The sequence below is a fragment of the Klebsiella sp. 28 genome, from assembly GCF_018223905.1.
GTDB lineage: Bacteria > Pseudomonadota > Gammaproteobacteria > Enterobacterales > Enterobacteriaceae > Klebsiella > Klebsiella pneumoniae.
This window is the reverse complement of the sequence record NZ_JAGRQY010000057.1, coordinates 90617-113310: the sequence shown is the minus strand read 5'-3', so window position 1 is coordinate 113310 and position 22694 is coordinate 90617. Positions and strand designations below refer to the sequence as shown.

At 56.7% G+C, this 22694-nt stretch carries 24 protein-coding genes; 13 read left to right on the top strand and 11 right to left on the bottom strand.

The window, feature by feature from the left end:
- Positions 1 to 73 precede the first annotated feature (73 nt).
- The 4 genes from KHQ28_RS10725 to KHQ28_RS10710 all read right to left on the bottom strand — a co-directional run bounded on the left by KHQ28_RS10725 (position 74) and on the right by KHQ28_RS10710 (position 2889).
- The gene (locus tag KHQ28_RS10725) at positions 74 to 454 is read right to left on the bottom strand and encodes a Rid family detoxifying hydrolase (RefSeq protein ID WP_004178266.1); all 381 of its coding nucleotides are present in this window, start codon (positions 452 to 454) and stop codon (positions 74 to 76) included.
- A gap of 20 nt (positions 455 to 474) precedes the next feature.
- The gene (locus tag KHQ28_RS10720; RefSeq protein ID WP_004177855.1) at positions 475 to 795 is read right to left on the bottom strand and encodes an AzlD domain-containing protein; all 321 of its coding nucleotides are present in this window, start codon (positions 793 to 795) and stop codon (positions 475 to 477) included.
- A complete protein-coding gene (locus KHQ28_RS10715) occupies positions 788 to 1528 on the bottom strand; it encodes an AzlC family ABC transporter permease (protein ID WP_004177854.1) in 741 nt (246 codons plus the stop codon). The genes KHQ28_RS10720 and KHQ28_RS10715 overlap by 8 nt, the downstream gene beginning before the upstream one ends.
- 83 nt (positions 1529 to 1611) lie before the next feature.
- Positions 1612 to 2889 carry a serine dehydratase subunit alpha family protein gene (locus tag KHQ28_RS10710; RefSeq protein WP_004177853.1) on the bottom strand — a complete coding sequence of 426 codons (1278 nt, stop codon included), beginning with the start codon at positions 2887 to 2889 and terminating at the stop codon, positions 1612 to 1614.
- Between the two features lie 373 nt (positions 2890 to 3262).
- On the opposite strand from KHQ28_RS10710, the gene psiE reads away from it, so the two are divergent.
- Positions 3263 to 3673, top strand: coding sequence for a phosphate-starvation-inducible protein PsiE (psiE, locus tag KHQ28_RS10705; RefSeq protein WP_002884721.1), 411 nt, complete (start codon positions 3263 to 3265; stop codon positions 3671 to 3673).
- A 191-nt stretch (positions 3674 to 3864) separates the two neighbouring features.
- Here psiE and malG read toward each other — a convergent pair whose 3' ends face one another.
- From malG to malE, 3 genes are all read right to left on the bottom strand, one after another.
- Positions 3865 to 4755 carry a maltose ABC transporter permease MalG gene (gene malG / locus KHQ28_RS10700; RefSeq protein WP_002884725.1) on the bottom strand — a complete coding sequence of 297 codons (891 nt, stop codon included), beginning with the start codon at positions 4753 to 4755 and terminating at the stop codon, positions 3865 to 3867.
- Between the two features lie 14 nt (positions 4756 to 4769).
- Positions 4770 to 6314: a maltose ABC transporter permease MalF gene (gene malF / locus KHQ28_RS10695; RefSeq protein ID WP_002884726.1), complete on the bottom strand. Its 1545-nt coding sequence runs from the start codon at positions 6312 to 6314 to the stop codon at positions 4770 to 4772.
- A gap of 117 nt (positions 6315 to 6431) precedes the next feature.
- Positions 6432 to 7622 carry a maltose/maltodextrin ABC transporter substrate-binding protein MalE gene (gene malE, locus KHQ28_RS10690; protein WP_009309456.1) on the bottom strand — a complete coding sequence of 397 codons (1191 nt, stop codon included), beginning with the start codon at positions 7620 to 7622 and terminating at the stop codon, positions 6432 to 6434.
- Between the two features lie 370 nt (positions 7623 to 7992).
- Between malE and malK the strand changes: the two genes are divergently transcribed.
- The 5 genes from malK to ubiA all read left to right on the top strand — a co-directional run bounded on the left by malK (position 7993) and on the right by ubiA (position 13077).
- Positions 7993 to 9102 (top strand): maltose/maltodextrin ABC transporter ATP-binding protein MalK, encoded by a 1110-nt coding sequence (gene malK, locus KHQ28_RS10685; RefSeq protein WP_002884743.1) that lies wholly within the window; start codon positions 7993 to 7995, stop codon positions 9100 to 9102.
- Positions 9103 to 9185: 83 nt separating this feature from the next.
- The gene (locus KHQ28_RS10680; RefSeq protein WP_002884747.1) at positions 9186 to 10475 is read left to right on the top strand and encodes a maltoporin; all 1290 of its coding nucleotides are present in this window, start codon (positions 9186 to 9188) and stop codon (positions 10473 to 10475) included.
- 114 nt (positions 10476 to 10589) lie between these two features.
- Positions 10590 to 11513 (top strand): maltose operon protein MalM, encoded by a 924-nt coding sequence (malM, locus tag KHQ28_RS10675; protein WP_004151749.1) that lies wholly within the window; start codon positions 10590 to 10592, stop codon positions 11511 to 11513.
- Between the two features lie 187 nt (positions 11514 to 11700).
- Positions 11701 to 12198 carry a chorismate lyase gene (gene ubiC / locus KHQ28_RS10670; protein WP_032418208.1) on the top strand — a complete coding sequence of 166 codons (498 nt, stop codon included), beginning with the start codon at positions 11701 to 11703 and terminating at the stop codon, positions 12196 to 12198.
- Positions 12199 to 12210: 12 nt separating this feature from the next.
- Positions 12211 to 13077 (top strand): 4-hydroxybenzoate octaprenyltransferase, encoded by an 867-nt coding sequence (gene ubiA / locus KHQ28_RS10665; protein WP_023287012.1) that lies wholly within the window; start codon positions 12211 to 12213, stop codon positions 13075 to 13077.
- Between the two features lie 48 nt (positions 13078 to 13125).
- Here ubiA and plsB read toward each other — a convergent pair whose 3' ends face one another.
- Positions 13126 to 15549: a glycerol-3-phosphate 1-O-acyltransferase PlsB gene (plsB, locus tag KHQ28_RS10660; RefSeq protein ID WP_004178269.1), complete on the bottom strand. Its 2424-nt coding sequence runs from the start codon at positions 15547 to 15549 to the stop codon at positions 13126 to 13128.
- Positions 15550 to 15677: 128 nt separating this feature from the next.
- On the opposite strand from plsB, the gene KHQ28_RS10655 reads away from it, so the two are divergent.
- The 3 genes from KHQ28_RS10655 to dinF all read left to right on the top strand — a co-directional run bounded on the left by KHQ28_RS10655 (position 15678) and on the right by dinF (position 18163).
- Complete coding sequence (locus KHQ28_RS10655) at positions 15678 to 16046, top strand: diacylglycerol kinase (RefSeq protein ID WP_002884819.1); 369 nt, start codon at positions 15678 to 15680, stop codon at positions 16044 to 16046.
- A gap of 122 nt (positions 16047 to 16168) precedes the next feature.
- The gene (gene lexA, locus KHQ28_RS10650; RefSeq protein WP_002884822.1) at positions 16169 to 16777 is read left to right on the top strand and encodes a transcriptional repressor LexA; all 609 of its coding nucleotides are present in this window, start codon (positions 16169 to 16171) and stop codon (positions 16775 to 16777) included.
- Positions 16778 to 16846: 69 nt separating this feature from the next.
- Positions 16847 to 18163 carry an MATE family efflux transporter DinF gene (gene dinF / locus KHQ28_RS10645; RefSeq protein WP_032418207.1) on the top strand — a complete coding sequence of 439 codons (1317 nt, stop codon included), beginning with the start codon at positions 16847 to 16849 and terminating at the stop codon, positions 18161 to 18163.
- A gap of 19 nt (positions 18164 to 18182) precedes the next feature.
- Here the strand turns inward: dinF and KHQ28_RS10640 are convergent, their stop codons facing one another.
- On the bottom strand, positions 18183 to 18332 hold the full coding sequence (locus KHQ28_RS10640) for a hypothetical protein (protein ID WP_004219133.1): 150 nt from the start codon (positions 18330 to 18332) through the stop codon (positions 18183 to 18185).
- 65 nt (positions 18333 to 18397) lie between these two features.
- Between KHQ28_RS10640 and KHQ28_RS10635 the strand changes: the two genes are divergently transcribed.
- A complete protein-coding gene (locus KHQ28_RS10635; RefSeq protein ID WP_004151747.1) occupies positions 18398 to 18607 on the top strand; it encodes a CsbD family protein in 210 nt (69 codons plus the stop codon).
- Between the two features lie 95 nt (positions 18608 to 18702).
- Here the strand turns inward: KHQ28_RS10635 and zur are convergent, their stop codons facing one another.
- A complete protein-coding gene (zur, locus tag KHQ28_RS10630) occupies positions 18703 to 19218 on the bottom strand; it encodes a zinc uptake transcriptional repressor Zur (RefSeq protein WP_002884931.1) in 516 nt (171 codons plus the stop codon).
- 249 nt (positions 19219 to 19467) lie between these two features.
- Here zur and KHQ28_RS10625 point away from each other — a divergent pair, with 249 nt between their 5' ends.
- The 3 genes from KHQ28_RS10625 (at position 19468) to pspG (ending at position 21437) form a co-directional block, all read left to right on the top strand.
- Complete coding sequence (locus KHQ28_RS10625; protein ID WP_002884935.1) at positions 19468 to 19956, top strand: cupin domain-containing protein; 489 nt, start codon at positions 19468 to 19470, stop codon at positions 19954 to 19956.
- Between the two features lie 100 nt (positions 19957 to 20056).
- Positions 20057 to 21055: a tRNA dihydrouridine(20/20a) synthase DusA gene (dusA, locus tag KHQ28_RS10620; RefSeq protein ID WP_032418205.1), complete on the top strand. Its 999-nt coding sequence runs from the start codon at positions 20057 to 20059 to the stop codon at positions 21053 to 21055.
- Between the two features lie 139 nt (positions 21056 to 21194).
- Positions 21195 to 21437, top strand: coding sequence for an envelope stress response protein PspG (gene pspG / locus KHQ28_RS10615; RefSeq protein ID WP_032418204.1), 243 nt, complete (start codon positions 21195 to 21197; stop codon positions 21435 to 21437).
- A 182-nt stretch (positions 21438 to 21619) separates the two neighbouring features.
- Here the strand turns inward: pspG and KHQ28_RS10610 are convergent, their stop codons facing one another.
- Positions 21620 to 22603: a quinone oxidoreductase gene (locus KHQ28_RS10610; protein ID WP_002884941.1), complete on the bottom strand. Its 984-nt coding sequence runs from the start codon at positions 22601 to 22603 to the stop codon at positions 21620 to 21622.
- Between the last annotated feature and the right edge of the window lie 91 nt (positions 22604 to 22694).

Genomic DNA, 22694 nt, shown 5'->3' with positions numbered 1-22694 from the left:
CCTGTAAAGTGAACAATGTGGAACGACAAAAATCGGTGGGAGAAGGCTGGAGGCGCTCCCTCCAGCCTGGGGGTTAGCGGGCGAAAGCGATCGCTTCGATTTCGACGCCGGCATCTTTCGGTAACCTTGCCACCTCCACACAGGAGCGCGCCGGAAAGGCCGCCTGGTGTTCGATAAAGAAGGCCTCGTAGGCGGCATTGATGGCGGCAAAATCCGCCAGGTCTTTGACAAACACCGTAGTTTTAACGATCTGCCCGACCGTGAGTCCGGCAGCTTCAACGATGGCTTTCACATTTTCCAGTGATTGCCGCGCCTGTTCGGCAATGTCCTCGGGCATGGTGCCGTCCAGCGGATTAATCGGCAGCTGACCGGAGGTGATGGTCATCGCGCCGAGATTGACGCCCTGCACGTACGGGCCGATAGCAGCAGGCGCGTCAGCGGTGGTAATAATCATACGGTTTATCCTTCAAACGGTTACATAAAATAATTTAACAACACCAGCGAGCCGACGCCGCTCACTACCACCCACACCAGACCTAAACGGAAGCTGGCGAGCGTGCAGATGATGGCGGCGATCACCTTCGGATTTTTTAAGTCGAACTCCATGCTGGAATTCACGCTCAGGATCTGAATGGTGATGATGGCCGGCAGAACAGTGACCGGCACGAAGCGTAGCGTTTTGGTCACCCGCTCGGACATCTGGATCTTGCCGGCCAGGCCGATAAACGAGAAACGGATGAGAAAAGTCACCGCGGCCATGCCCAGCGTCAGGGCGATAAAATAGCTATTACTCATTTTCCATCGCCTCCACTAACGGCATATCGGATTCGGTTTTTGCCATCTGCTTGCGCTCTTCCGCCAGGTCGACGCACAGGCCGGCGAGGACGCCAAGCACTGAGGCGACAACGATACCCAGCGAATAGGGTAGGACCACTAACAGCACGCCGGAAACGGCGGCTACAACCGCGGCGACGGTGCAGGCCTGGCTTTTAATTTGCGGCACCACGATGGCGATAAAGGCGGCGACCATGGCGAAATCGAGACCGTATTTCTCAATGTGGGGAAACGAGGCGCCGACCAGCGCGCCAAGAAAATCAGCCAGCACCCAAATCGCCCAGAAGGTAATCATCGCCGAACCATAAAACAGATATTTTTCCTTTTTATTTCCTTCCATCTCTTTGACGGTGGTGGCATACACCTCGTCGGTGAGCGCATAGGACATAAAGCATTTTTTAAAGAATGAAGCTTCGCGCACGGTGCCGGAAATAGAGGCGCTATACAGCACGTGGCGAAGATTGATAATTAATGTGGTGAAAATAATCACGCCGAGCGTGGCGCCGGTTTTTAACATATTCAGTGCCAGCATTTGCGCCGAGCCGGCAATGACGATCGCCGACCACGCCGTACTCTGCCAGACGCTCATGCCCGCGCTAACGCTTAATGCGCCGACAATAAATGAAAATGGAAAGTCGCCGATGCATAGGGGCATAATAGCGCTGGCGCCGCGGAAGATGACTTTTTTATTCATCTGCTATACCTGCTAATTTATAAATAATAGTGTGGGTAGAGTACGTTAATCGGGGCCTGCTCTTTCAGGCCCGTGAAATGGTATTATTTAGCGACCATAATGCTGATAATTTCTTTATCGGTGAGAGTCATTGGTTTAATCACCAGACGGCACAGGTTATTAATAGTCTGCTCGACATCGGCGCAGACAATACCGTCATTGGCGCCAGCGCAGCTATTTTGCATTGCCATTAGTACCGCCTTAAAGGCGCTGGATACCACTGACGAGACTTTCATCGCGCAGCTGTTGGAAGCGCCATCACAAATCATGCCGGTAATATCGCTGACCATATTAATAATTGCGGTATTAATGGTGTTGATGTCGCGGGTAAACAGCCATGCCATACCGGCGGCGGCGCCCATAGCGGCGGTTGAGGCTGCGCATAGCGCAGATAAGCGCGTATAACGAGAATGAATTGAGATGGCGGTGAGATGAGATAGAGACAAAGCGCGAGCCAGGGTCTCTTCATCGACGCCAAGATGCTCTGCAACCACCACTACCGGCATGGTTGCTGTAATGCCCTGATTGCCTGAACCGAAGTTAGACATCGCTACCACCGGCGCGCCGCCCATACGGGCATCTGAAGCGGCGACGGTGTTGATGATCACCTTGCTTAACAGATCGTTGCTCATCAGACCGTTTTTCACTGCGTCAGAAAAGGTACCGTTAATGTTCAGGCCATATTTTTTTGTTTTGCCTTCTGCCGCCAGCGCGGAGTTTAAGCGCGCGGCGTCGAGAATAAAGCGAATATCATTAAAGTCGACGCGATTAATAAAGTCGTAAGCCTGTTGTAGCGAGAAAGTGGGCAGCGTTTCGCGCTGGGTGCGCGTATTCTGTTTTTCGCTTAATGGCTGCGGTTGGCCATTAATATAAAGTTCGACCACGTTGGTGTGGGTTCCTTTGACCACGACACGACAGCAATTCTCGCCAGCAGAGAGGGTTAGATCGAGATGAATAAAATCCGGGGTCTCTTCGACGGCAATATCAACGGCGTTATTGGCGATCAGCTTCTGCGCCATTTCAACGTGTCGCGGAGTGATATCTTCCAGCGTTTTTAATCCCTTTTGCGGGTCGCCGCCAAATGCGCCAATTGCGGCTGCCAGCGGTACACCGCAAACGGTGGTGCCGGGTATGGTGACGCCCATCGCGTTTTTATAAAGATTGGCGGAAATAAAACCGCTAATTTTAGTGCAAGGCTGATCCAGATATTGTGCGGCGTAGGCGGCCGCGAAGGAAATAGCGACGGGTTCAGTACAACCTAAAGCCGGGGCGACCTCTTGTTTGAGCCATTTTACGTACAGGGAAGCGTTATCGGTGTTCATAATGATTTAATGTCCAAAATTAAATTTTATTCAGCTGCGATAATGCTAAGACAAAAGATAAGAAAAAACTTACCCTAATAACCATAAAAAGACTGTGGTTTGGAGAAAAATTTTATCTTACGGGAGGTTTTAAGATACACCTGTTTCTAAAAATAAACTTTTTATATTTCAGTTAGTTGGGCTGATTCGTTCTAAGCGTAATGGATGATTTTGTTAATCTGCTCACAGCGTTGCTGGAAGGACAATTTTCTCTTGTTCGTACTTTTCGAATCAATAGCCCGGAGATAGCGTAAGACGAAGGAATCATAGGTAGATCTGGATCACACTTTTGCGCTATACAGATCGACAACGTTCATGCATTTGAGGTGTCACTATGCCGTCGGTATATCGTCCGCTGGTTAATTTCGTTGCGAAGGCCATGCAGGCCGTGCTGAATCTGGCACTGCTGTGCCTGGGAATTATTCTGGTGGTGTTCCTGGGAAAGGAGACCCTGCATCTGGCGCACGTACTGTTTACGCCGGAGCCGGTGAGTAAGTACAAGCTGGTCGAAGGGCTGGTGGTCTATTTTCTCTACTTTGAGTTTATCGCGCTGATTGTTAAATATTTTGAATCCGGTTTTCACTTTCCACTGCGCTATTTCGTCTATATCGGTATTACCGCGATTGTGCGGCTTATTATCGTCGATCATGAGTCGCCGCTGGCGGTGCTCATTTACTCCGCGGCGATCCTGATCCTGGTGATTACGCTCTGGCTGTGTAACTCCAATCGCCTGAAACGCGAATAAAAAAAAGCGGCCTCCAGGGCCGCTGACCAACAGTCACAAATAGAATTTATGTAGGGTCCAGTTGAGGATAGCAGTGGCATTGACCTTACTTTTTCAGCTGAGGGCGACGGCGACAATACCCGGTTGGGGTCGTGTATTGCGGCTAGACCGTCGGCCCTCCTCTGAAATTTGGGGCCGGTGTTACAAAAAAATTAACCTTTCACTCCACCCGCCGTCAGGCCATTAACCAGCCAGCGCTGCGCCAGCAGGAAGACAACCGTGATCGGAATGGCGGAGAGCACCGCCGCGGCGGCAAAGTCGCCCCACAGATAGTTCTGCGGGTTGAGATACTGTTGCATACCTACCGCCAGGGTATAGCTGTTCACATCGCGCAGCAGCAGCGAGGCGACCGGCACTTCGGTGATGGCCGCGATGAACGACAGAATAAACACGACTGCCAGAATCGGCACCGACAGCGGCAGCAGCACCAGACGGAAAGCCTGCCATGGGGTCGCGCCATCCAGCGCCGCCGCTTCTTCCAGCGAGCCATCGATGGTTTCGAAGTAGCCTTTAATCGTCCAGACGTGCAGCGCGATACCGCCCATGTAGGCAAAGATGACGCCGCCGTGGGTGTTGAGGCCGACGAACGGGATGTACTGGCCCAGGCGGTCAAACAACGCGTACAGGGCAACCAGCGACAGCACCGCCGGGAACATCTGGAAAATCAGCATCCCTTTCAGCAGGGTCGCTTTCCCCGGGAAGCGCATACGGGCGAAAGCGTAGGCGCAGGTGGTGGAGAGAGCGACGATACCGATCGCGGTGATCCCGGCGACCTTAATCGAGTTCCACAGCCACAGCAGGACCGGGAACGGCGGCGGCGTGACGCGGCCATCGGCGTGTTCGACGCTGAAGCCTAACGCCAGACGCCAGTGCTCCCAGGAGATGGTATCCGGGATCAGGCTGCCGGTGGCGAAGTTACCCTCGCGCAGCGAGATGGCGATAACCATCAGCAGCGGAAACATAATCGCGGCGATAAAAATCAGTAGCAGGAGATGCGTGGTAAATAAACGTAGCTTCTGCGATTTGGGTTGGACCATAGCCATTATCGTTATCTCCCTTAATCAAACTTCATGCGCGTGGCTTTCAGATTCACAATCGCTAACGCGCCAACCAGCAGGAAGATAAGCGTTGCGATAGCCGCCGCCAGGCCGAAGTCCTGACCGCCGCCGCCTTCAAAGGCGATGCGATAGGTGTAGCTCACCAGCAGGTCGGTATAACCGGCCGGGGTGGTGGTGCCGAGACGGTCCGGACCGCCGTTGGTCAACAATTGAATCAGGACGAAGTTGTTAAAGTTAAAGGCGAAGCTGGCGATCATCAGCGGCGTTAGCGGCTTAATCAGCAGCGGGAAGGTAATTTTAAAGAAGTTCTGGAACGGGCCGGCGCCATCCATTGCCGACGCTTCGTACAGATCGTCCGGAATCGCCTTCAGCAGCCCCATGCACAGGATCATCATGTACGGGTAGCCCAGCCAGGTGTTGACGATGATGATCATGGTGCGCGCGGTGGTCGGGTCGCTAAACCAGGCCGGCTTAATGCCGAACAGCGTGCTGAGCATCATGTTGATTTCACCAAAGCTCTGGTTGAACAGCCCTTTGAAAATCAGAATCGAAATAAACGACGGTACGGCGTACGGCAGAATCAGCAGGACGCGATAAATCGCTTTGCCTTTCAGCGCTTCCCACTGCACCAGGCAGGCGAGGATCATCCCCACCGCGACGGTCAGCACCACGGTCAGCACCGAGAACACCACCGTCCAGACGAAGATCGCAAAGAACGGTTTCTGAATGCCTTCATCGTGGAAGACGCGGGTAAAGTTGTCCCAGCCGATAGTCACAGTGTAGCCCGGGCTCAGCTTCTCATTGCCCCAGCTGCCGTCGGCGTTAATTGACTGGTAGAAGCCGACGTCGTTGTTCGGGCGGTATTTAACGTGGGTCTGATTGTTGGTCAGTACCCCGTCTTCGCCGAGGGTATACAGAGGCTGGGTACCGGAGAACTGGCGCAGGGAGCTCATGATGACTTTGCTGTCATCCGGCAGCACAGCGGTCAGCTGGTTCAGCGCGGTGCGATTCTGGGTAATCACGCGCAGGTTGGCGCGCTCGCCTTCCGGCAGGGCGTCGGTTTCTTTTAACGCCAGCTTCTGCTCGCCGCCAAATTTAAAGGCGTCAGAAAGGTAGTTTTTACCGCTTTCGCCGTCGGTGAGCGCCAGCTTCCACTCGTCACCCGCCGGGATCAGCGTGAAATTATAGGCTTTGCCGGCCTGGAAGGAACGATCCATCAGCACCTGCTGCGCACGCTCAAAGGTCAGCTGGTTGGTGCTGCTGTAGTTGGTAAACGCGATAGCGATAGTGCAGATCAGCGGAAACAGGACAAACAGGCCCATGCCGGCGAGGCCGGGATAAACATAGCGCCAGGCATAAGCCTTGCGATTAGCGAAAATATACAGGCCAACTGAGCTTAAAATCAGCGTCATGATGGCGAACAGGTACTCCCCCTGGGCGTACATCAAAACAACAAGGTAACCCACCAGCAGGCACAGTAAGCCAATCACAGACCATGTGAGTTGCGGGCTTTGCCACCAGTGTCTCTTTTTAACGGCATCCATGGGGATCATCCTCTACAGCGGTGAAAACTTATTTGTCAGGTGGCGCTTCGCTTACCTGACCTACGGTCCGAGCCGTAGTGGTAGGGCGGGTAGGCGCACGCGCCACCCGCCGTTTTCTTACTTAGTGATACGGCTCTGTGCATCTTTCAGCGCAGCATCGACAGTCTGGCGACCGCTGGCGGCGTTGATAACCGCGGTACGAACGGCATACCAGAAGGCAGACATCTGCGGGATGTTAGGCATGATTTCGCCTTTCTGGGCGTTCGCCATGGTGGCAGCGATGCGCGGATCTTTTTCCAGTTTTTCCTGGAAGGATTTCAGCGCCACGGCACCCAGCGGTTTGTCGTTGTTAACGGCTTCCAGACCCTGATCGGTCATCAGGTAGTTTTCGAGGAACTCTTTGGCCAGCTCTTTATTCGGGCTGGCGGCGTTGATCCCCGCGCTCAGCACGCCAACGAACGGTTTCGATGGCTTGCCTTTAAAGGTTGGCAGCAGGGTCACGCCGTAGTTAACCTTGCTCTTATCGATGTTAGACCACGCCCACGGACCGTTGATGGTCATCGCGGTTTCGCCTTTGTTGAAGGCCGCTTCCGCGATGGAGTAATCGGTATCGGCATTCATGTGCTTGTTCTTGATCAGGTCAACCAGGAAGGTCAGGCCCGCTTTCGCGCCTGCGCTGTCCACGCCGACGTCTTTCACATCGTACTTGCCGTTTTCAAACTTGAACGCGTATCCGCCGTCGGCAGCGATCAGCGGCCAGGTGAAGTACGGTTCCTGCAGGTTGAACATCAGCGCGCTTTTACCTTTCGCTTTCAGTTCTTTATCCAGCGCCGGGATCTCTTCCCAGGTCTTCGGCGGGTTCGGCACCAGGTCTTTGTTATAAATCAGGGACAGGGCTTCGACTGCGATCGGGTAGGCGATCAGTTTGCCGTTATAGCGAACCGCATCCCAGGTGAACGGATAGAGTTTGTCCTGGAACGTTTTGTCCGGGGTGATTTCCGCCAGCAGGCCCGACTGCGCGTAGCCGCCGAAACGGTCATGCGCCCAGAAGATGATGTCCGGGCCGTCGCCGGTCGCCGCAACCTGCGGGAATTTCTCTTCCAGCTTGTCCGGGTGTTCTACGGAAACTTTAATGCCGGTGTCTTTTTCAAACTTTTTACCCACTTCAGCGAGGCCGTTGTAGCCTTTGTCGCCGTTAATCCAGATAACCAGCTTACCTTCTTCAATTTTTGCGAGGGCAGAGGCGGAAAACATCATCGTGGTCAGTGCCGACAGCGCGAGGATGCGAGCGCCAGTTTTGATTTTCATATACCCGTCCTTTTTGGTGTTGTACTCGTGGATACACTTCGGTGGCTTAACGATGATGAGTTTCCTTTTTTAACAACCCCTTTCCATCCTCCCCAGGTCTACGCCCCACCCGCTGGTTGTGTGATCTCCATTGCAAAAACGGCCGTATTGCGTCCTGGAGCACAGAAAAAAGCGCCCAATTTTGTCGCCTCCATCACGAAATCACGCTCCGCCCGCCATCCCCCGCGGCGAGAGCCAATCTCTCATCCTCCCATCTCCTCCCCCATAAAAAAGCCGGGGGGTGGAGGATTTGCCTGCGTAATGAATGCCGCATAGTCGACCCATCTTGAATGTGACTGTTAGTGACAGGTTGTAACGAAGGGAGAAGGGCATGGCGAGCGTACAGCTGCGAAATGTAACGAAAGCCTGGGGTGACGTGGTGGTATCGAAAGATATCAATCTCGATATCCACGAAGGGGAATTCGTCGTGTTTGTCGGGCCATCGGGCTGCGGCAAATCTACCCTGCTGCGTATGATTGCCGGGTTAGAAACTATTACCAGCGGGGACCTGTTTATCGGTGACACCCGCATGAACGAGATCCCACCGGCAGAACGCGGCGTTGGGATGGTATTCCAGTCTTATGCACTCTATCCCCACCTTTCCGTTGCGGAAAATATGTCGTTTGGCCTGAAGCTGGCCGGCGCGAAAAAAGATCTGATTAACCAGCGGGTGACTCAGGTTGCGGAAGTGCTGCAGCTGGCCCATCTGCTGGAGCGTAAACCGAAAGCCCTCTCCGGCGGTCAGCGCCAGCGCGTGGCGATTGGTCGTACGCTGGTGGCAGAGCCAAGCGTTTTCCTGCTGGATGAGCCGCTTTCCAACCTCGATGCCGCCCTGCGCGTCCAGATGCGTATCGAAATCTCCCGTCTGCATAAGCGACTGGGCCGCACCATGATCTATGTCACCCACGATCAGGTGGAAGCGATGACCCTCGCCGACAAGATCGTGGTCCTCGACGCCGGCCGTGTGGCGCAGGTTGGGAAACCGCTGGAGCTCTATCACTATCCGGCTGACCGCTTCGTTGCCGGCTTCATTGGTTCACCGAAGATGAACTTCCTGCCGGTCAAAGTCACCGCGACGGCTATCGATCAGGTGCAGGTTGAACTGCCGAACCGTCAGCAAATCTGGCTACCGGTGGACAGCGCCAACGTGCAGGCGGGCGCCAATATGTCCTTAGGTATTCGACCGGAGCATTTACTGCCCAGCGATATCGCCGATGTAACCCTTGAAGGCGAGGTCCAGGTCGTCGAACAGCTCGGTCACGAAACGCAAATTCATATCCAGATCCCCGCCATCCGTCAGAACCTGGTTTACCGCCAGAACGACGTGGTGTTGGTAGAAGAGGGAGCCACATTCGCTATCGGTTTGCCGCCAGAACGTTGCCATTTATTCCGTGAGGATGGCACCGCTTGTCGTCGGCTGCATAAAGAGCCGGGCGTGTAAGGCTTCCCATTAAAAAAGCGCGAACCCGGCTGGCGATATACCGGCGAAGCGTGCAAAGAAAAGCAATGATCTCAGGAGATAGAATGATGATTACTCTGCGCAAACTTCCTCTGGCGGTCGCCGTCGCAGCAGGCGTGATGTCTGCTCAGGCGCTGGCTGTCGATTTCCATGGCTACGCGCGTTCCGGCATTGGCTGGACCGGCAGCGGCGGCGAGCAACAGTGCTTCAAAGCGACCGGCGCTCAAAGTAAATACCGTCTTGGTAACGAATGTGAAACCTATGCGGAACTGAAGCTGGGCCAGGAGCTGTGGAAGGAAGGGGATAAGAGTTTTTATTTCGATACTAACGTTGCCTATTCCGTGAATCAGGAAGATGACTGGGAAAGCACCTCTCCGGCGTTCCGTGAAGCCAACATCCAGGGTAAAAACCTGATCGACTGGCTGCCGGGCTCCACGCTGTGGGCGGGTAAACGCTTCTATCAGCGTCATGACGTTCACATGATCGACTTCTACTACTGGGATATCTCCGGCCCGGGTGCAGGTCTGGAAAACGTTGACCTTGGCTTCGGTAAGCTCTCTCTGGCCGCTACCCGTAACTCAGAAAGCGGCGGCTCTTATACTTTCTCCAGCGATGACACCAAAAAATATGCTGCGAAAACTGCCAACGACGTCTTTGATATCCGTCTGGCGGGTCTGGAAACCAACCCGGGCGGCGTGCTGGAGTTAGGGGTCGATTACGGCCGTGCTAACCCGCAGGATGACTATCGCCTGGAAGACGGCGCGTCGAAAGACGGCTGGATGTGGACCGGTGAACATACTCAGTCTATCTGGGGCGGCTTCAACAAGTTTGTGGTTCAGTACGCCACTGACGCAATGACCTCCTGGAACAGCGGCCACTCTCAGGGGACCAGCATCGATAACAACGGCAGCATGATCCGCGTTCTGGATCACGGCGCGATGGACTTCAACGATGACTGGGGCCTGATGTACGTGGCAATGTACCAGGACGTGGATCTGGACAGCAAGAACGGTTCTACCTGGTACACCGTGGGTGTCCGTCCGATGTACAAATGGACGCCGATCATGAGCACCCAGCTGGAAATCGGTTACGACAACGTGAAATCCCAGCGTACCAGCGAAAACAACAACCAGTACAAAATTACTCTGGCTCAACAGTGGCAGGCAGGCAACAGCGTCTGGTCTCGTCCGGCTATCCGTATCTTCGCAACCTACGCGAAGTGGGATGAAAACTGGGGCTACAGCAACACCTCCGGTCTGCAGACGAAAGACAGCAGCGGAAGCGGCGCTTTCACCTCCAGCCGCGGTGACGACAGCGAAGTTACCTTCGGTGCCCAGATGGAAGTGTGGTGGTAATACCGTCCGCAGGACGGGTGTAACCTGGGAGGGGCGTCAGCCCCTCCTGATTATTCAGGGTTAGCGCGCTATTGCCTGGCTACCGCTAAACCGATGCTATCCAAGGTGAGAAGAATGAAAATGAAGAAAACTCTCGTCGCTCTGTGTTTATCCGCAGGGATGTTGGCATGCGTGCCGGGGATGAGCCTTGCCGATGTTAACTTTGTACCGCAGAACACCAGCGCCGCGCCGGCTATTCCAGCCAGCGCGCTGCAGCAGCTGATCTGGACGCCTGCCGATCAATCAAAGACGCAGAGCGTTGATTTAACCACCGGCGGTCAACGCCTGGATGTCCCGGGGATCGTCGGACCGGTCGCCGCCTGGAGCGTGCCGGCCAATATCGGTGAGCTGACCCTGACGCTCGACAGCGAACTGAACAAACATAAGCAGATTTTTGCGCCGAACGTGCTGATTCTCGACCAGAACATGACGCCCGCGGCGTTCTTCCCCAGCAATTACTTTACCTATCAGCAGCCGGGCGTGATGACCGCTGACCGCCTGGGCGGCGTGATGCGCCTGACCCCGGCGCTGGGCCAGCAAAAGCTCTATGTGCTGGTGTTTACCACTGAAAAAGATCTCCAGCAGACCACGACCCTGCTGGATCCGGCGAAAGCCTATGCCAAAGGCGCCGGCAATGCGGCCCCGGATATCCCGGATCCGATCGCTAAACATACCACCGATGGCGTGCTGAAGCTGAAAGTGAAAACTAATAGCACTTCCAGCGTGCTGGTAGGGCCGCTGTTCGGCTCCTCCGGCCCGGGTCCGGTAACCGTCGGCAACACCGCGGCGCCGGTAGCCGCGCCAGCCGCCGCCGCGGCGCCGGCCGCCAAAAGCGAACCGATGCTCAGCGATACCGAAACCTACTTCAACAATGGTATTAAGCAGGCGGTGAAACAAGGTGACATCGACAAAGCCCTGAAATTGATGAACGAAGCTGAGCGCCTCGGCTCGAAATCCGCTCGTTCCACCTTTATCAGCAGTGTAAAAGGCAAGGGGTAATCGTCTCCCCACAATGCTGATGTTTAGGCACAGCCTTTAGGTGCATCCTCCGGGATGCACCTTTTTTTGCACGCGCGGCAGCCTGTTGCATGGCTGTTGCGTGAATGATCGTATATTGACGTTTGCCCGCCACCAACCGCCTATTCTGCGATACAATGCTTTCACGTTATGTACCGGAGAATCAGGCATGTCCCATCCTGCGCTTACGCGACTGCGTGCGCTGCGCTATTTTGCCGTTATGCCATCCCTGCCGCCGCCGCTAAGTGACTGGCTGCTGCTGGAGGACTCAATGACCCAGCGCTTTGAACAACAAGGAAAGCAGGTCACCGTGACCCTGGTTAACGAAGGGTATATCGGCCGTGACACGCTGACTGACGAAGCGGCGCTGCTGCCCGACGAGCCGCGCTACTGGCTGCGGGAGATTATACTCAATGCCGATGGCGAGCCCTGGCTGGCCGGGCGCACGGTGGCGCCGGAGTCGACGCTGTGTGGTCCGGAGTTGGCGCTACAGCAGCTCGGGCAAACTCCGCTGGGCCGATACCTGTTTACGTCGTCGACATTAACCCGCGATTTTATTGAAATTGGTCGCGATGCAGCGCTGTGGGGGCGTCGTTCCCGCCTGCGGCTGAGCGGCAAACCCCTGCTGCTGACCGAGCTTTTTTTGCCTGCGTCGCCGTTGTACTAAGAGGAAGAAAAAATGGAGTGGAGTCTGTCGCAGAATAAGCTGTTGGCGTTTCATCGCCTGATGCGCACTGACAAACCGATCGGCGCTTTGCTGCTGCTGTGGCCGACGCTGTGGGCGCTATGGGTGGCCTCGCCGGGCGTCCCGCCGCTGTGGATCCTGGCGGTATTCGTCGCCGGCGTCTGGCTGATGCGCGCCGCCGGCTGCGTGGTGAATGACTATGCCGACCGAAAATTTGATGGTCACGTAAAGCGTACCGCCCGCCGTCCGCTGCCGAGCGGCGATGTCACCGAGAAAGAGGCGCGAACGCTGTTTATCGTGCTGGTGCTGCTCTCTTTCCTGTTGGTGCTCACCCTCAACACCATGACCATTCTGCTGTCGGTGGCGGCGCTGGCACTGGCGTGGGTCTATCCGTTTATGAAGCGCTACACTCATCTGCCGCAGGTGGTGCTGGGCGCGGCCTTTGGCTGGTCGATCCCGATGGCCTTCTCGGCCGTCAGCGAATCGCTGCCGCTGAGCTGCTGGCTGATGTTCCTCGCCAATATTCTGTGGGCGGTGGCCTACGATACCCAGTATGCGATGGTGGATCGCGATGACGACGTTAAGATCGGCATCAAGTCGACGGCGATCCTGTTTGGCGAAAACGATCGTCTGATTATCGGTATCCTGCAGGTGGCCGTACTGGTGCTGATGGGCGCGGTGGGTTGGCTGAATGGGCTGGGCTGGGAATATTACTGGTCGCTGTTCGTGGCGGCGGGTCTGTTTGGCTGGCAGCAGAAGCTTATCTTCAATCGCGACCGCGATAACTGCTTCAAAGCGTTTATGAACAATAACTACGTCGGGCTGGTGCTGTTCCTCGGCCTGGCGATGAGCTATCTGTAACCTCCTGTCCGCTGCCCCCCGGCATTCCGGGGGGCAGCAAACGCCGCGTTACGCGTCGTCCTGCGTGACGCTCTCAATGGTCAGTCGGACATCCGACGTAATCAAATCCGCCAGCATCCGATAAACCTTCAGGGTCTCTTCCGGCTCGGCGTCGCCGGTGTCGCTGATATAGCCTTCATCGCGCAGGGTCAACACCAGGGTGCTGAACACCGCTTTGTCGAAGAACTCCGGCGCATTGATGCCGTGTAGCACCGACAGACGCTGGGCCACGGTGCGACTCTCTTTTTCCAGCGAGCTGCGGTTGATCGCCGGGTTAGCGCTCAGCAGCCAGAAGGTGATGGCATAGCGCTGCAGCGTCTCGCGGGCGCCAGCGGCCAGCAGCTGCAGGGAGCGAGAGTGCGACGGGTTGAGGCTCATGACATCGCCATCGACGACGATCAGCTCCTGACGCAGCATCTCGGCAATCAGCGCATCCACCACTCCGGCCAGCTCCGCTTTTTCCCAGCGCAGGAACAGCTCGGCCTTGAGGAACGGATAGAGTGTTTCCACATGACGCAGCACTTCGGCGCGGCTGAGATGACGATGCTGAGTCACCAGAGCGGCTAACAGCGACGGCATCACCAGCATATGGGCGATATTGTTGCGATAGTAGGTCATCAGCACCGCCTGCTCGCGCGGCAGGATGATGATGTCGCCAATGGTGTCCTTCTCCACTTCGAACTTGTTCATCTGCAGTGCATGATCGATGAGCTCGCTGGCCGAAGCGGATGGGGCGGTCGCATCCGGAGAATAGGGCACATTGCGCAGCAGCGCGAGGTAGCACTCTAACTGCTGGGTGAGCTGCTCACGGGTCAGCGAACGCTGGCGGGAGGCCAGTAGCGCCGTACAGCACAGGTTCATGGCGTTGGCCGCGCCAGCGTTATTGATGCGCACCATCAGGTCAGCGGCGATGCTATTCACCGTCGGCGTCAGCCAGGAGGGGCGAACCGCTTCGATCGGATCGATCGCTTCCCGCCAATCCGGCACATGCTGGTTAAGATAGGTCATCAGCGGCAGCGGTTCGCCGAAGTTAACGTAACCCTGGCCCAGGTTGCGCAGCTTGCTTAAACCGCGCACCATCTGTGGCAGACTCTCTTTCTCTTTAGTGGCGCCGCGCAGCTCTTTGGCGTAGGTTCCTACCTCCATCACGTGCTCATAGCCGATGTAAATCGGCACCAGGGTGATCGGTCGGGTTCCGCCGCGCAGCATCGCCTGGATGGTCATCGACAGCGTACCGGTCTTCGGATCGAGCAGGCGGCCGGTACGGGAGCGGCCGCCTTCGACGAAATACTCCACGGAATAGCCGCGGCTGAACAGTTCGCCAAGGTATTCGCGGAACACGGTGGAATAGAGCTTGTTGCCCTTAAAGGTGCGGCGAATAAAGAAGGCGCCGAGGCGGCGGAAGATCGGCCCGGCCGGCCAGAAGTTGAGGTTGATGCCCGCCGCGATATGCGGAGGGACCAGCCCCTGATGGTACAGGACGTAGGAGAGCAGCAGATAGTCCATGTGGCTGCGGTGGCAGGGGACATAGACAATTTCATGGCCGTCGTGCGCCAGCTGGCGTACGCGCTCGGCGTTATGCACGTTGATGCCCTGGTACAGGCGGTTCCAGGTGAAGCCGAGAATGCGGTCGGTCAGGCGGATCATCTCGTATGAGAAGTTCGCCGCAATCTCTTCCATCAGCGCGATAGCGTTCTGCTGTGCCTTCTCGTGCGAAATTTTCTTGCTGCGCGCTTCGTCTTCCACCGCGCGGGCAATCGCTTTCGAGGCCAGCAGTTTATTAAACAGATCCTGGCGGGCCGGCAGACGCGGGCCGACGGCGGCCAGCCGCTGGCGGGCAAAATGCATGCGAGCGACGCGAGCCAGCTTCTGGGCGATGATCTTATCGGTACCGTGCTCATCCGCCATGCGGCGCAGCGAAACGGACGGCGAGAAGCGCACGAAGCTGTCGCGGCCGAGCCAGGAGACGGCGAAAAATTTCTGAATGCCGTTCAGCATCCGCAGCGGCGGATTGACTTCTCCTTTCTCGCGACCCGGCGAACGGCCGAACATGACCGAAACCGGCACCATTTGCACATCGAGGTCCGGATGGTTGCGGTGCAGATCGAGGTAATCGTGGAACAGCTTGATGGACTCTTCTTTTGGCGTGTAATAAGTAAATACGCGCGGCCCACCGTGGATGAATACGTAACGCGGCAGCAGGGCGCCGTCGATTTCCAGCGGTTCAAGCGGGTCAGGTAAATCATGCGCCAGGCATTGGGCGCGCAGCGTCAGCAGGTCCGCCTTCGAATTATAGGGCAGGACGTACATGACCGGACGCGAGGTATCGAGTCCTAATTCCTGGGCAGGCTCTGCCGGAATAGACTTGCTTTTTACCAGCACCTGTAATGGTAAATTCAGTAATTTATAGTAAATTCGTTGCCAGCCGGACATAAACGATGTGAAGCCTCTGGTTAATCATGCAAATGCGCGGCAAGAATAACAGAAAGTGGGCAAAATTTCCGTTACCACGCGGCAAACGCGCACACTCATCGACGTCATTTACGTAAAAAGGTTTTGTGATGGCCAATAATACCACCGGGTTAACCCGGATCATTAAGGCGGCAGGTTACTCCTGGAAAGGATTTCGCGCGGCGTGGATCAACGAGGCTGCGTTTCGTCAGGAAGGCGTCGCCGCTATCGTGGCCGTCGCGGTAGCCTGCTGGCTGGACGTCGACGCCATCACCCGCGTATTGCTGATTGGCTCGGTCCTGCTAGTGATGATAGTCGAAATTCTCAACAGCGCGATTGAAGCGGTTGTGGACCGTATCGGCTCGGATTTTCACGAGCTTTCAGGGCGCGCCAAAGATATGGGGTCGGCGGCGGTTCTGCTGGCGATTATCATCGCGCTGATCACCTGGGGAACGCTGCTGTGGAGCCATTATCACTAACGTTCTTCGCTAACCCTCGCAAAATATGAACAATCCGCCGATTTTTGTGTGCCATGTGGTTCCAAAATCACCGTTAGCTGTATATACTCACAGCATAACTGTATATACACCCAGGGGGCGGAATGAAAGCGTTAACGACCAGGCAGCAAGAGGTGTTTGATCTCATTAGGGATCATATCAGCCAGACGGGCATGCCGCCGACGCGTGCGGAAATTGCTCAGCGCTTGGGGTTCCGTTCCCCAAACGCGGCGGAAGAACACCTGAAAGCGCTGGCGCGTAAAGGCGCGATCGAGATCGTCTCCGGCGCTTCTCGCGGTATTCGCCTGCTGACGGAAGAAGAGCAAGGCCTGCCGCTGATCGGCCGCGTCGCCGCCGGTGAGCCGCTGCTGGCGCAGCAGCATATTGAAGGCCACTATCAGGTCGACCCGTCGATGTTTAAGCCCAACGCCGATTTCCTGCTGCGCGTCAGTGGGATGTCGATGAAAGACATCGGTATTCTGGATGGCGATTTGCTGGCGGTCCACAAAACCCAGGATGTGCGTAACGGCCAGGTGGTTGTCGCGCGTATCGATGAAGAAGTGACGGTGAAGCGTCTGAAAAAGCAGGGCAATGTCGTTGAACTGTTGCCGGAAAACAGCGAGTTTTCCCCGATCGTCGTCGATCTGCGCCAGCAGAGTTTTACCATTGAGGGTCTGGCCGTTGGCGTGATCCGTAATGGAGAATGGCTGTAGCGCCTGCCTCTGCGCAGCGTCATCTGTTGCGTGACGCTGCGACGTTTTTCCTCAATCAGGTCCTCAAACATGCTGCTCAACGCTGCCGATAAAGCGCTGTGGCGTCTTGCCCTCCCTATGATTTTCTCCAACATCACCGTCCCGCTGCTGGGGCTGGTGGATACGGCGGTGATCGGCCACCTGGACAGCCCGGTATACCTCGGCGGCGTAGCGGTCGGGGCGACGGCCACCAGTTTCCTCTTCATGCTGCTGCTGTTCCTGCGCATGAGCACCACCGGGCTCACCGCTCAGGCCTGGGGCGCCAAAGATCCGCAGCGCCTGGCGCGGGCGCTGGTGCAGCCGCTGGCCCTGGCGCTGGGCGCCGGGGTGCTGATTATCCTGCTTCGCCTGCCGCTAATTGACCTCGCTCTGCATATTGTCGGCGGCAGCGAGGCGGTGCTTGAGCAGGCGAGACGGTTTCTCGAAATTCGCTGGCTCAGCGCCCCCGCCTCGCTGGCCAACCTGGTGCTGCTCGGCTGGCTGCTGGGCGTCCAGTACGCCCGGGCGCCGGTTATTCTGCTGGTGGTGGGTAATCTGTTGAATATTGTGCTCGATCTGTGGCTGGTGATGGGCCTGCGGATGAACGTCCAGGGAGCGGCGCTGGCCACGGTCACCGCGGAGTACGCCACCCTCATTATTGGCCTGCTGATGGCGAAGCGGGTGCTGACGCTGCGCGGCGTGTCGCTGGCGATGCTGAAAAACGCCTGGCGCGGGGATCTGCGCCGTTTATTGGCGTTGAATCGGGACATCATGCTGCGCTCTCTGCTGCTGCAGCTGTGCTTTGGCGCGCTGACCGTATTCGGCGCCCGTCTGGGCAGCGAAATCGTGGCGGTTAACGCCGTACTGATGACCATGCTGACCTTTACCGCCTACGCGCTGGATGGCTTTGCCTATGCCGTGGAGGCTCACTCCGGCCAGGCCTACGGCGCGCGCGACGGTAGCCAGTTGCTGGAGGTGTGGCGGGCGGCCTGCCGGCAGTCCGGCATGGTGGCGCTGGCGTTTGCCCTGATTTACAGCCTGGCGGGGCAGTACATTATCGCGTTGTTAACCTCACTGCCTTCCCTGCAGCAACTGGCCGATCGCTATCTGATCTGGCAGACGATCCTGCCGGTGGTCGGCGTCTGGTGCTATCTGCTGGACGGCATGTTTATCGGCGCGACGCGCGGCGCTGAGATGAGGAACAGTATGGCGGTCGCCGCGGCTGGGTTTGCCGTGACGCTGCTTACGCTACCGGTGCTTGGCAACCATGGTCTGTGGCTGGCGCTGGCGGTGTTCCTCGCCCTGCGCGGCCTGTCGCTGGCGCTGATCTGGCGTCGTCACTGGCGACGCGGCACATGGTTTAGTTAGTCATCTCCCGTCATTGCCGCTAGCCGTGACCTTCCCCGGTCGCGCTACGCTTACAGGGCGATTCAATAGCCCGGCTCAGCGTGGCGCAAGCCGGGAACATCCTCTTCGCGTTATCCCGCGGTGCGATGGTTAAAAATTCCGAATAACGAATCGACGCCAGCATTCTCATCTATAGTTAATACCATGTCCGGCACAAAACGGGCTGTAAACCCACCGAATGATGAGGACGTTATTATGAATAAAGACGAAATCGGCGGTAACTGGAAACAGTTTAAAGGTAAAGCCAAGGAACAGTGGGGCAAACTTACCGATGATGATATGACCGTAATCGAAGGGAAGCGCGACCAGCTGGTCGGCAAAATTCAGGAGCGTTACGGCTATGAGAAAGATCAGGCTGAGAAAGAAGTCTCAGACTGGGAGCATAAGAACGACTATCGCTGGTAGCGTTCCTTGATCCGAAGAATGAAGCATTTGTGTTAGTGCCTGTCTGAATGGCGCAGGGACGCGCCGTTAACCCTTTTTCCCGCTGCGGCAGCCGCTCAGCGGGCTTTCTTTTTGAGCTGAATAGTATGATCGTGCTGGCAGTGTCCCGGGGTGCTGCAGGCTTCGACTTCCACGCAGCCCGCGCAAAGCCCGTGAGCTTCTATCACATTGTGGCGCAGGGCAAACCCCATGCGGGCCGCCAGCGTATGCATGATATCTTCCACCCCTTCCGCCGCTTCTTCTTTTACCACGCCGCAGCGGTCGCAGATAAACATGGCCGAGCTATGGGTCGGCTGGTCGAACAGATGGCACAGCACATAGCTATTGGTTGACTCTACCTTATGGACAAAACCCTGCTCGAGTAAAAACTCCAGCGCACGGTAAACCGTCGGCGGCTTCGCCTGCGGCTCTTTTTCACGTAGCAAGTCCAGCAGATCGTAGGCGCTGATTGCCCCTTGCTGCAGGCTCATCAGGCGCAACACTTCCAGACGCTGTGGAGTCAGGCGTACGCCGCGCTGTGCGCAAAGCTTTTCAGCATGCGCTAACATCTCTTGCGAAGGGGTCTTATCCATGAGCATCCTCGGGTTGCGTGAATTTGAATCTGTTACTTTATCACGTTCCTCAGAAAACACCGAGAGCCGGCAGGTGATACGGGTCATACTTCAGGTTGTCGGCACCGACGCCCGTCCCGAGCGCTGGCCGCTTATTCTCGAGCAGACTACGCCTTAGCCGCTCGCTAAAACCACCATGTCCGATTTAATCACAACACGCCCGACCCTGGGTATGCTATATCTGAAGTGTCTCATTTTCGGGAGAAAACGATGAAACGACCTGATTGCATTCGCCACTGGCGCGAACTGGAAGGGCCCGACGATGCTACTTATCCCGACAGCCCGGAGCGTTTTTCAATCGGCGCGCCGCTGGGGCGAGGTTTACGTCTCAACCGGCTGGGGATCCACCACGAGCGGCTGCCGCCCGGGCGGCGCACCTCTTATCCACACGCGGAGAGCGATGAGGAAGAGTTCATCTACGTGCTGGAGGGCTATCCGGAAGTGTGGATAAACGGCTATCTCTGGAAGCTGGAGCCCGGCGACAGCGTGGGTTTTCCCGCTGGTACCGGCATCTGCCACACCTTTCTCAATAACACCGAGCAGGAAGTTCGTCTGCTGGTGGTGGGCGAGGCCAACAAGAAGTACAACCGCATTTATTACCCGCTCAATCCCGGCTATGCCGCGACGCGCCAGGATCGTTGGGTTGACCATCCGCCGCAGTTCTTCGGTCCACACGACGGCAAGCCGCGGAAAAAGTAATCATTTCAGGTGAGGGGCGAAGCGCGGCGCACTATGCGCCTGTGGTGTATCTTTATGCTATAGTAGCGCCCCTTTTTACCCGGATGCTTATTTATTCGCCATGATGCCTGAATCAACGTCACCTGTTTTCCCTGCTCACCGCTTCTCCATCGCGCCGATGCTCGACTGGACCGACCGACACTGCCGCTACTTCCTGCGGCTGCTGTCGCGGCATACGCTTCTGTATACCGAAATGGTGACCACCGGGGCGATTATTCACGGCAAAGGGGACTATCTGGCCTATAGCGAAGAAGAGCACCCGGTTGCTCTGCAGCTCGGCGGCAGCGATCCCCAGGCCCTGGCGCAGTGCGCGAAGCTGGCCGAGGCGCGCGGCTATGATGAGATCAACCTCAACGTCGGCTGCCCCTCCGACCGCGTGCAGAACGGGATGTTTGGCGCTTGCCTGATGGGCAATGCGCCACTGGTGGCCGACTGCATCAAGGCGATGCGCGATGTGGTGTCGATTCCGGTCACGGTGAAAACCCGTATCGGCATTGACGACCAGGATAGCTATGAGTTTCTGTGCGACTTCATTGGGACGGTCTCCGGCAAGGGCGAGTGTGAGATGTTTATTATTCACGCCCGCAAAGCCTGGCTCTCCGGCCTGAGTCCAAAAGAGAACCGCGAGATCCCGCCGCTGGATTACCCCCGCGTCTGGCAGCTGAAGCGCGATTTCCCCCACCTTACGATGGCGATCAACGGCGGCATCAAATCGCTGGACGAAGCCAGAGTACAGCTTGAGCATATGGATGGGGTGATGGTCGGGCGTGAGGCCTATCAGAACCCGGGCATTCTGGCCTCGGTCGACCGCGAAATTTTCGGCGTCGCCGGCGCGGATGCCGATCCGGTAGCGGTGGTGCGAGCCATGTACCCCTATATTGAGCGCGAGCTCAGCAAGGGCACCTATCTGGGCCATATTACCCGCCATATGCTGGGGCTGTTTCAGGGGATCCCCGGCGCTCGCCAGTGGCGTCGCTACCTGAGCGAAAATGCGCATAAAGCCGGCGCCGATATTGCAGTGCTGGAGCATGCCCTGAAGCTGGTGGCCGATAAACGTTAATTTCTGACCAAAACCAGGTGAAATTGACCACGCCTCGCGCACCGTCGCGGGGCGTTTTTTTTTAAAGTCAAAAGCTTATGGTTGGCATGCTTTTTGTAATACCTGCAGAGTGAAGTATTCATTCTTTGGGGAGAGAACCATGCTGGAACTGCTATTTGTCATTGGATTTTTTGTCATGCTGCTGGTCACCGGCGTATCGCTGCTGGGGATTATCGCGGCAATCGTGGTGGCGACGGCGCTGATGTTCGTCGGCGGGTTGTTCGCCTTGATGATCAAATTACTGCCGTGGCTGCTGCTGGCGGTGGCGATGGTGTGGATTATTCGGGCGCTGAAATCCCCGAACGGAAACGCTTTTCGCGACAATAACCGTTGGCGTTACTAAGGTATTGAGGGGTGCGTCACAACCTGAACAATTTTGCAGACAACCGCGTAGGCATTGCTGCGCAAATCTGTCACTATTAGCGCGTTAACGAATTCATCGCGCTGTACCCTACATACAGCCGAACTAAAAAAAAGTAAGGGCTTCCCAGGTGGAAGCCCTAAACTTTTGCCCCTTCTGCCAACTTATGGCAGCAGCAAACTCGAACCCTGCGTCACCCGGCTCTCCAGAACTTCATGCGCCCGCCGCGCTTCGCTCAGCGGATAGATCTGACTTTCAGCCACGTCCACTTTAATCACCCCGCTGGCGATCAGCGAAAACAATTCACTGCAGGCTTCCTCCAGCTCTTCCCGGTTGGTGATATAGCCCTGCAGCGATGGGCGAGTGACGTACAGGGAGCCTTTTTGATTCAGGATCCCCAGATTAACGCCGGTCACCGGACCGGAGGAGTTACCAAAGCTGACCATCAGGCCGCGGCGCTGCAGGCAGTCCAGAGAGGCCTCCCAGGTATCTTTCCCCACCGAGTCGTAGACGACGGCCACTTTCTTACCGTCGGTGAGCGCCTTGAGCCGCTCCACGATAGACTCCTCGCGATAGTTAATCACCTGCCAGGCGCCCGCCTCTTTGGCGCGCTGCGCTTTCTGCGCGCTGCCGACGGTACCGATAAGTTTCGCCCCCAGCGCTTTCGCCCACTGACAGGCTATCAGCCCCACGCCGCCAGCGGCCGCGTGAAACAGGAACATCTCATCAGGCTTAATTTCATAGGTTTTGCGCAGCAGATACCAGACCGTTAATCCTTTGAGGAACGACGCGGCGGCCTGTTCGAAAGAGATAGCGTCCGGCAGGACCGCCGCTTTGTCGGCTAGCACATTGTGTACCGTGCTGTAGGCGCCGAGCGCCGACTGGGCGTACACCACCCGATCGCCTACCTTAATATGCGTGACCCCATGGCCAACTTTACTGACGATGCCGGCCGCCTCGGTGCCCAGGCCGCTCGGCAGCGACGGCGGCGGATAGAGGCCGCTGCGAACATAGGTGTCGATATAGTTGATGCCGATGGCTTTGTTTTCGACCTGAATCTCATGTTCTGCGGGATCGCGTGGCGTGAACTCAACCGCCTGAAGCACCTCCGGTCCCCCGTGTTTCGAAAATTCGATGCGTGTTGCCATGTTCGCTCCTGTGTTGTTCCGAGATTATTCAGTAAGCTTAACAGCCTGCGCCGGCGGCGACGGATTTTCTTACCCGCCTCAGGCCTGCCAC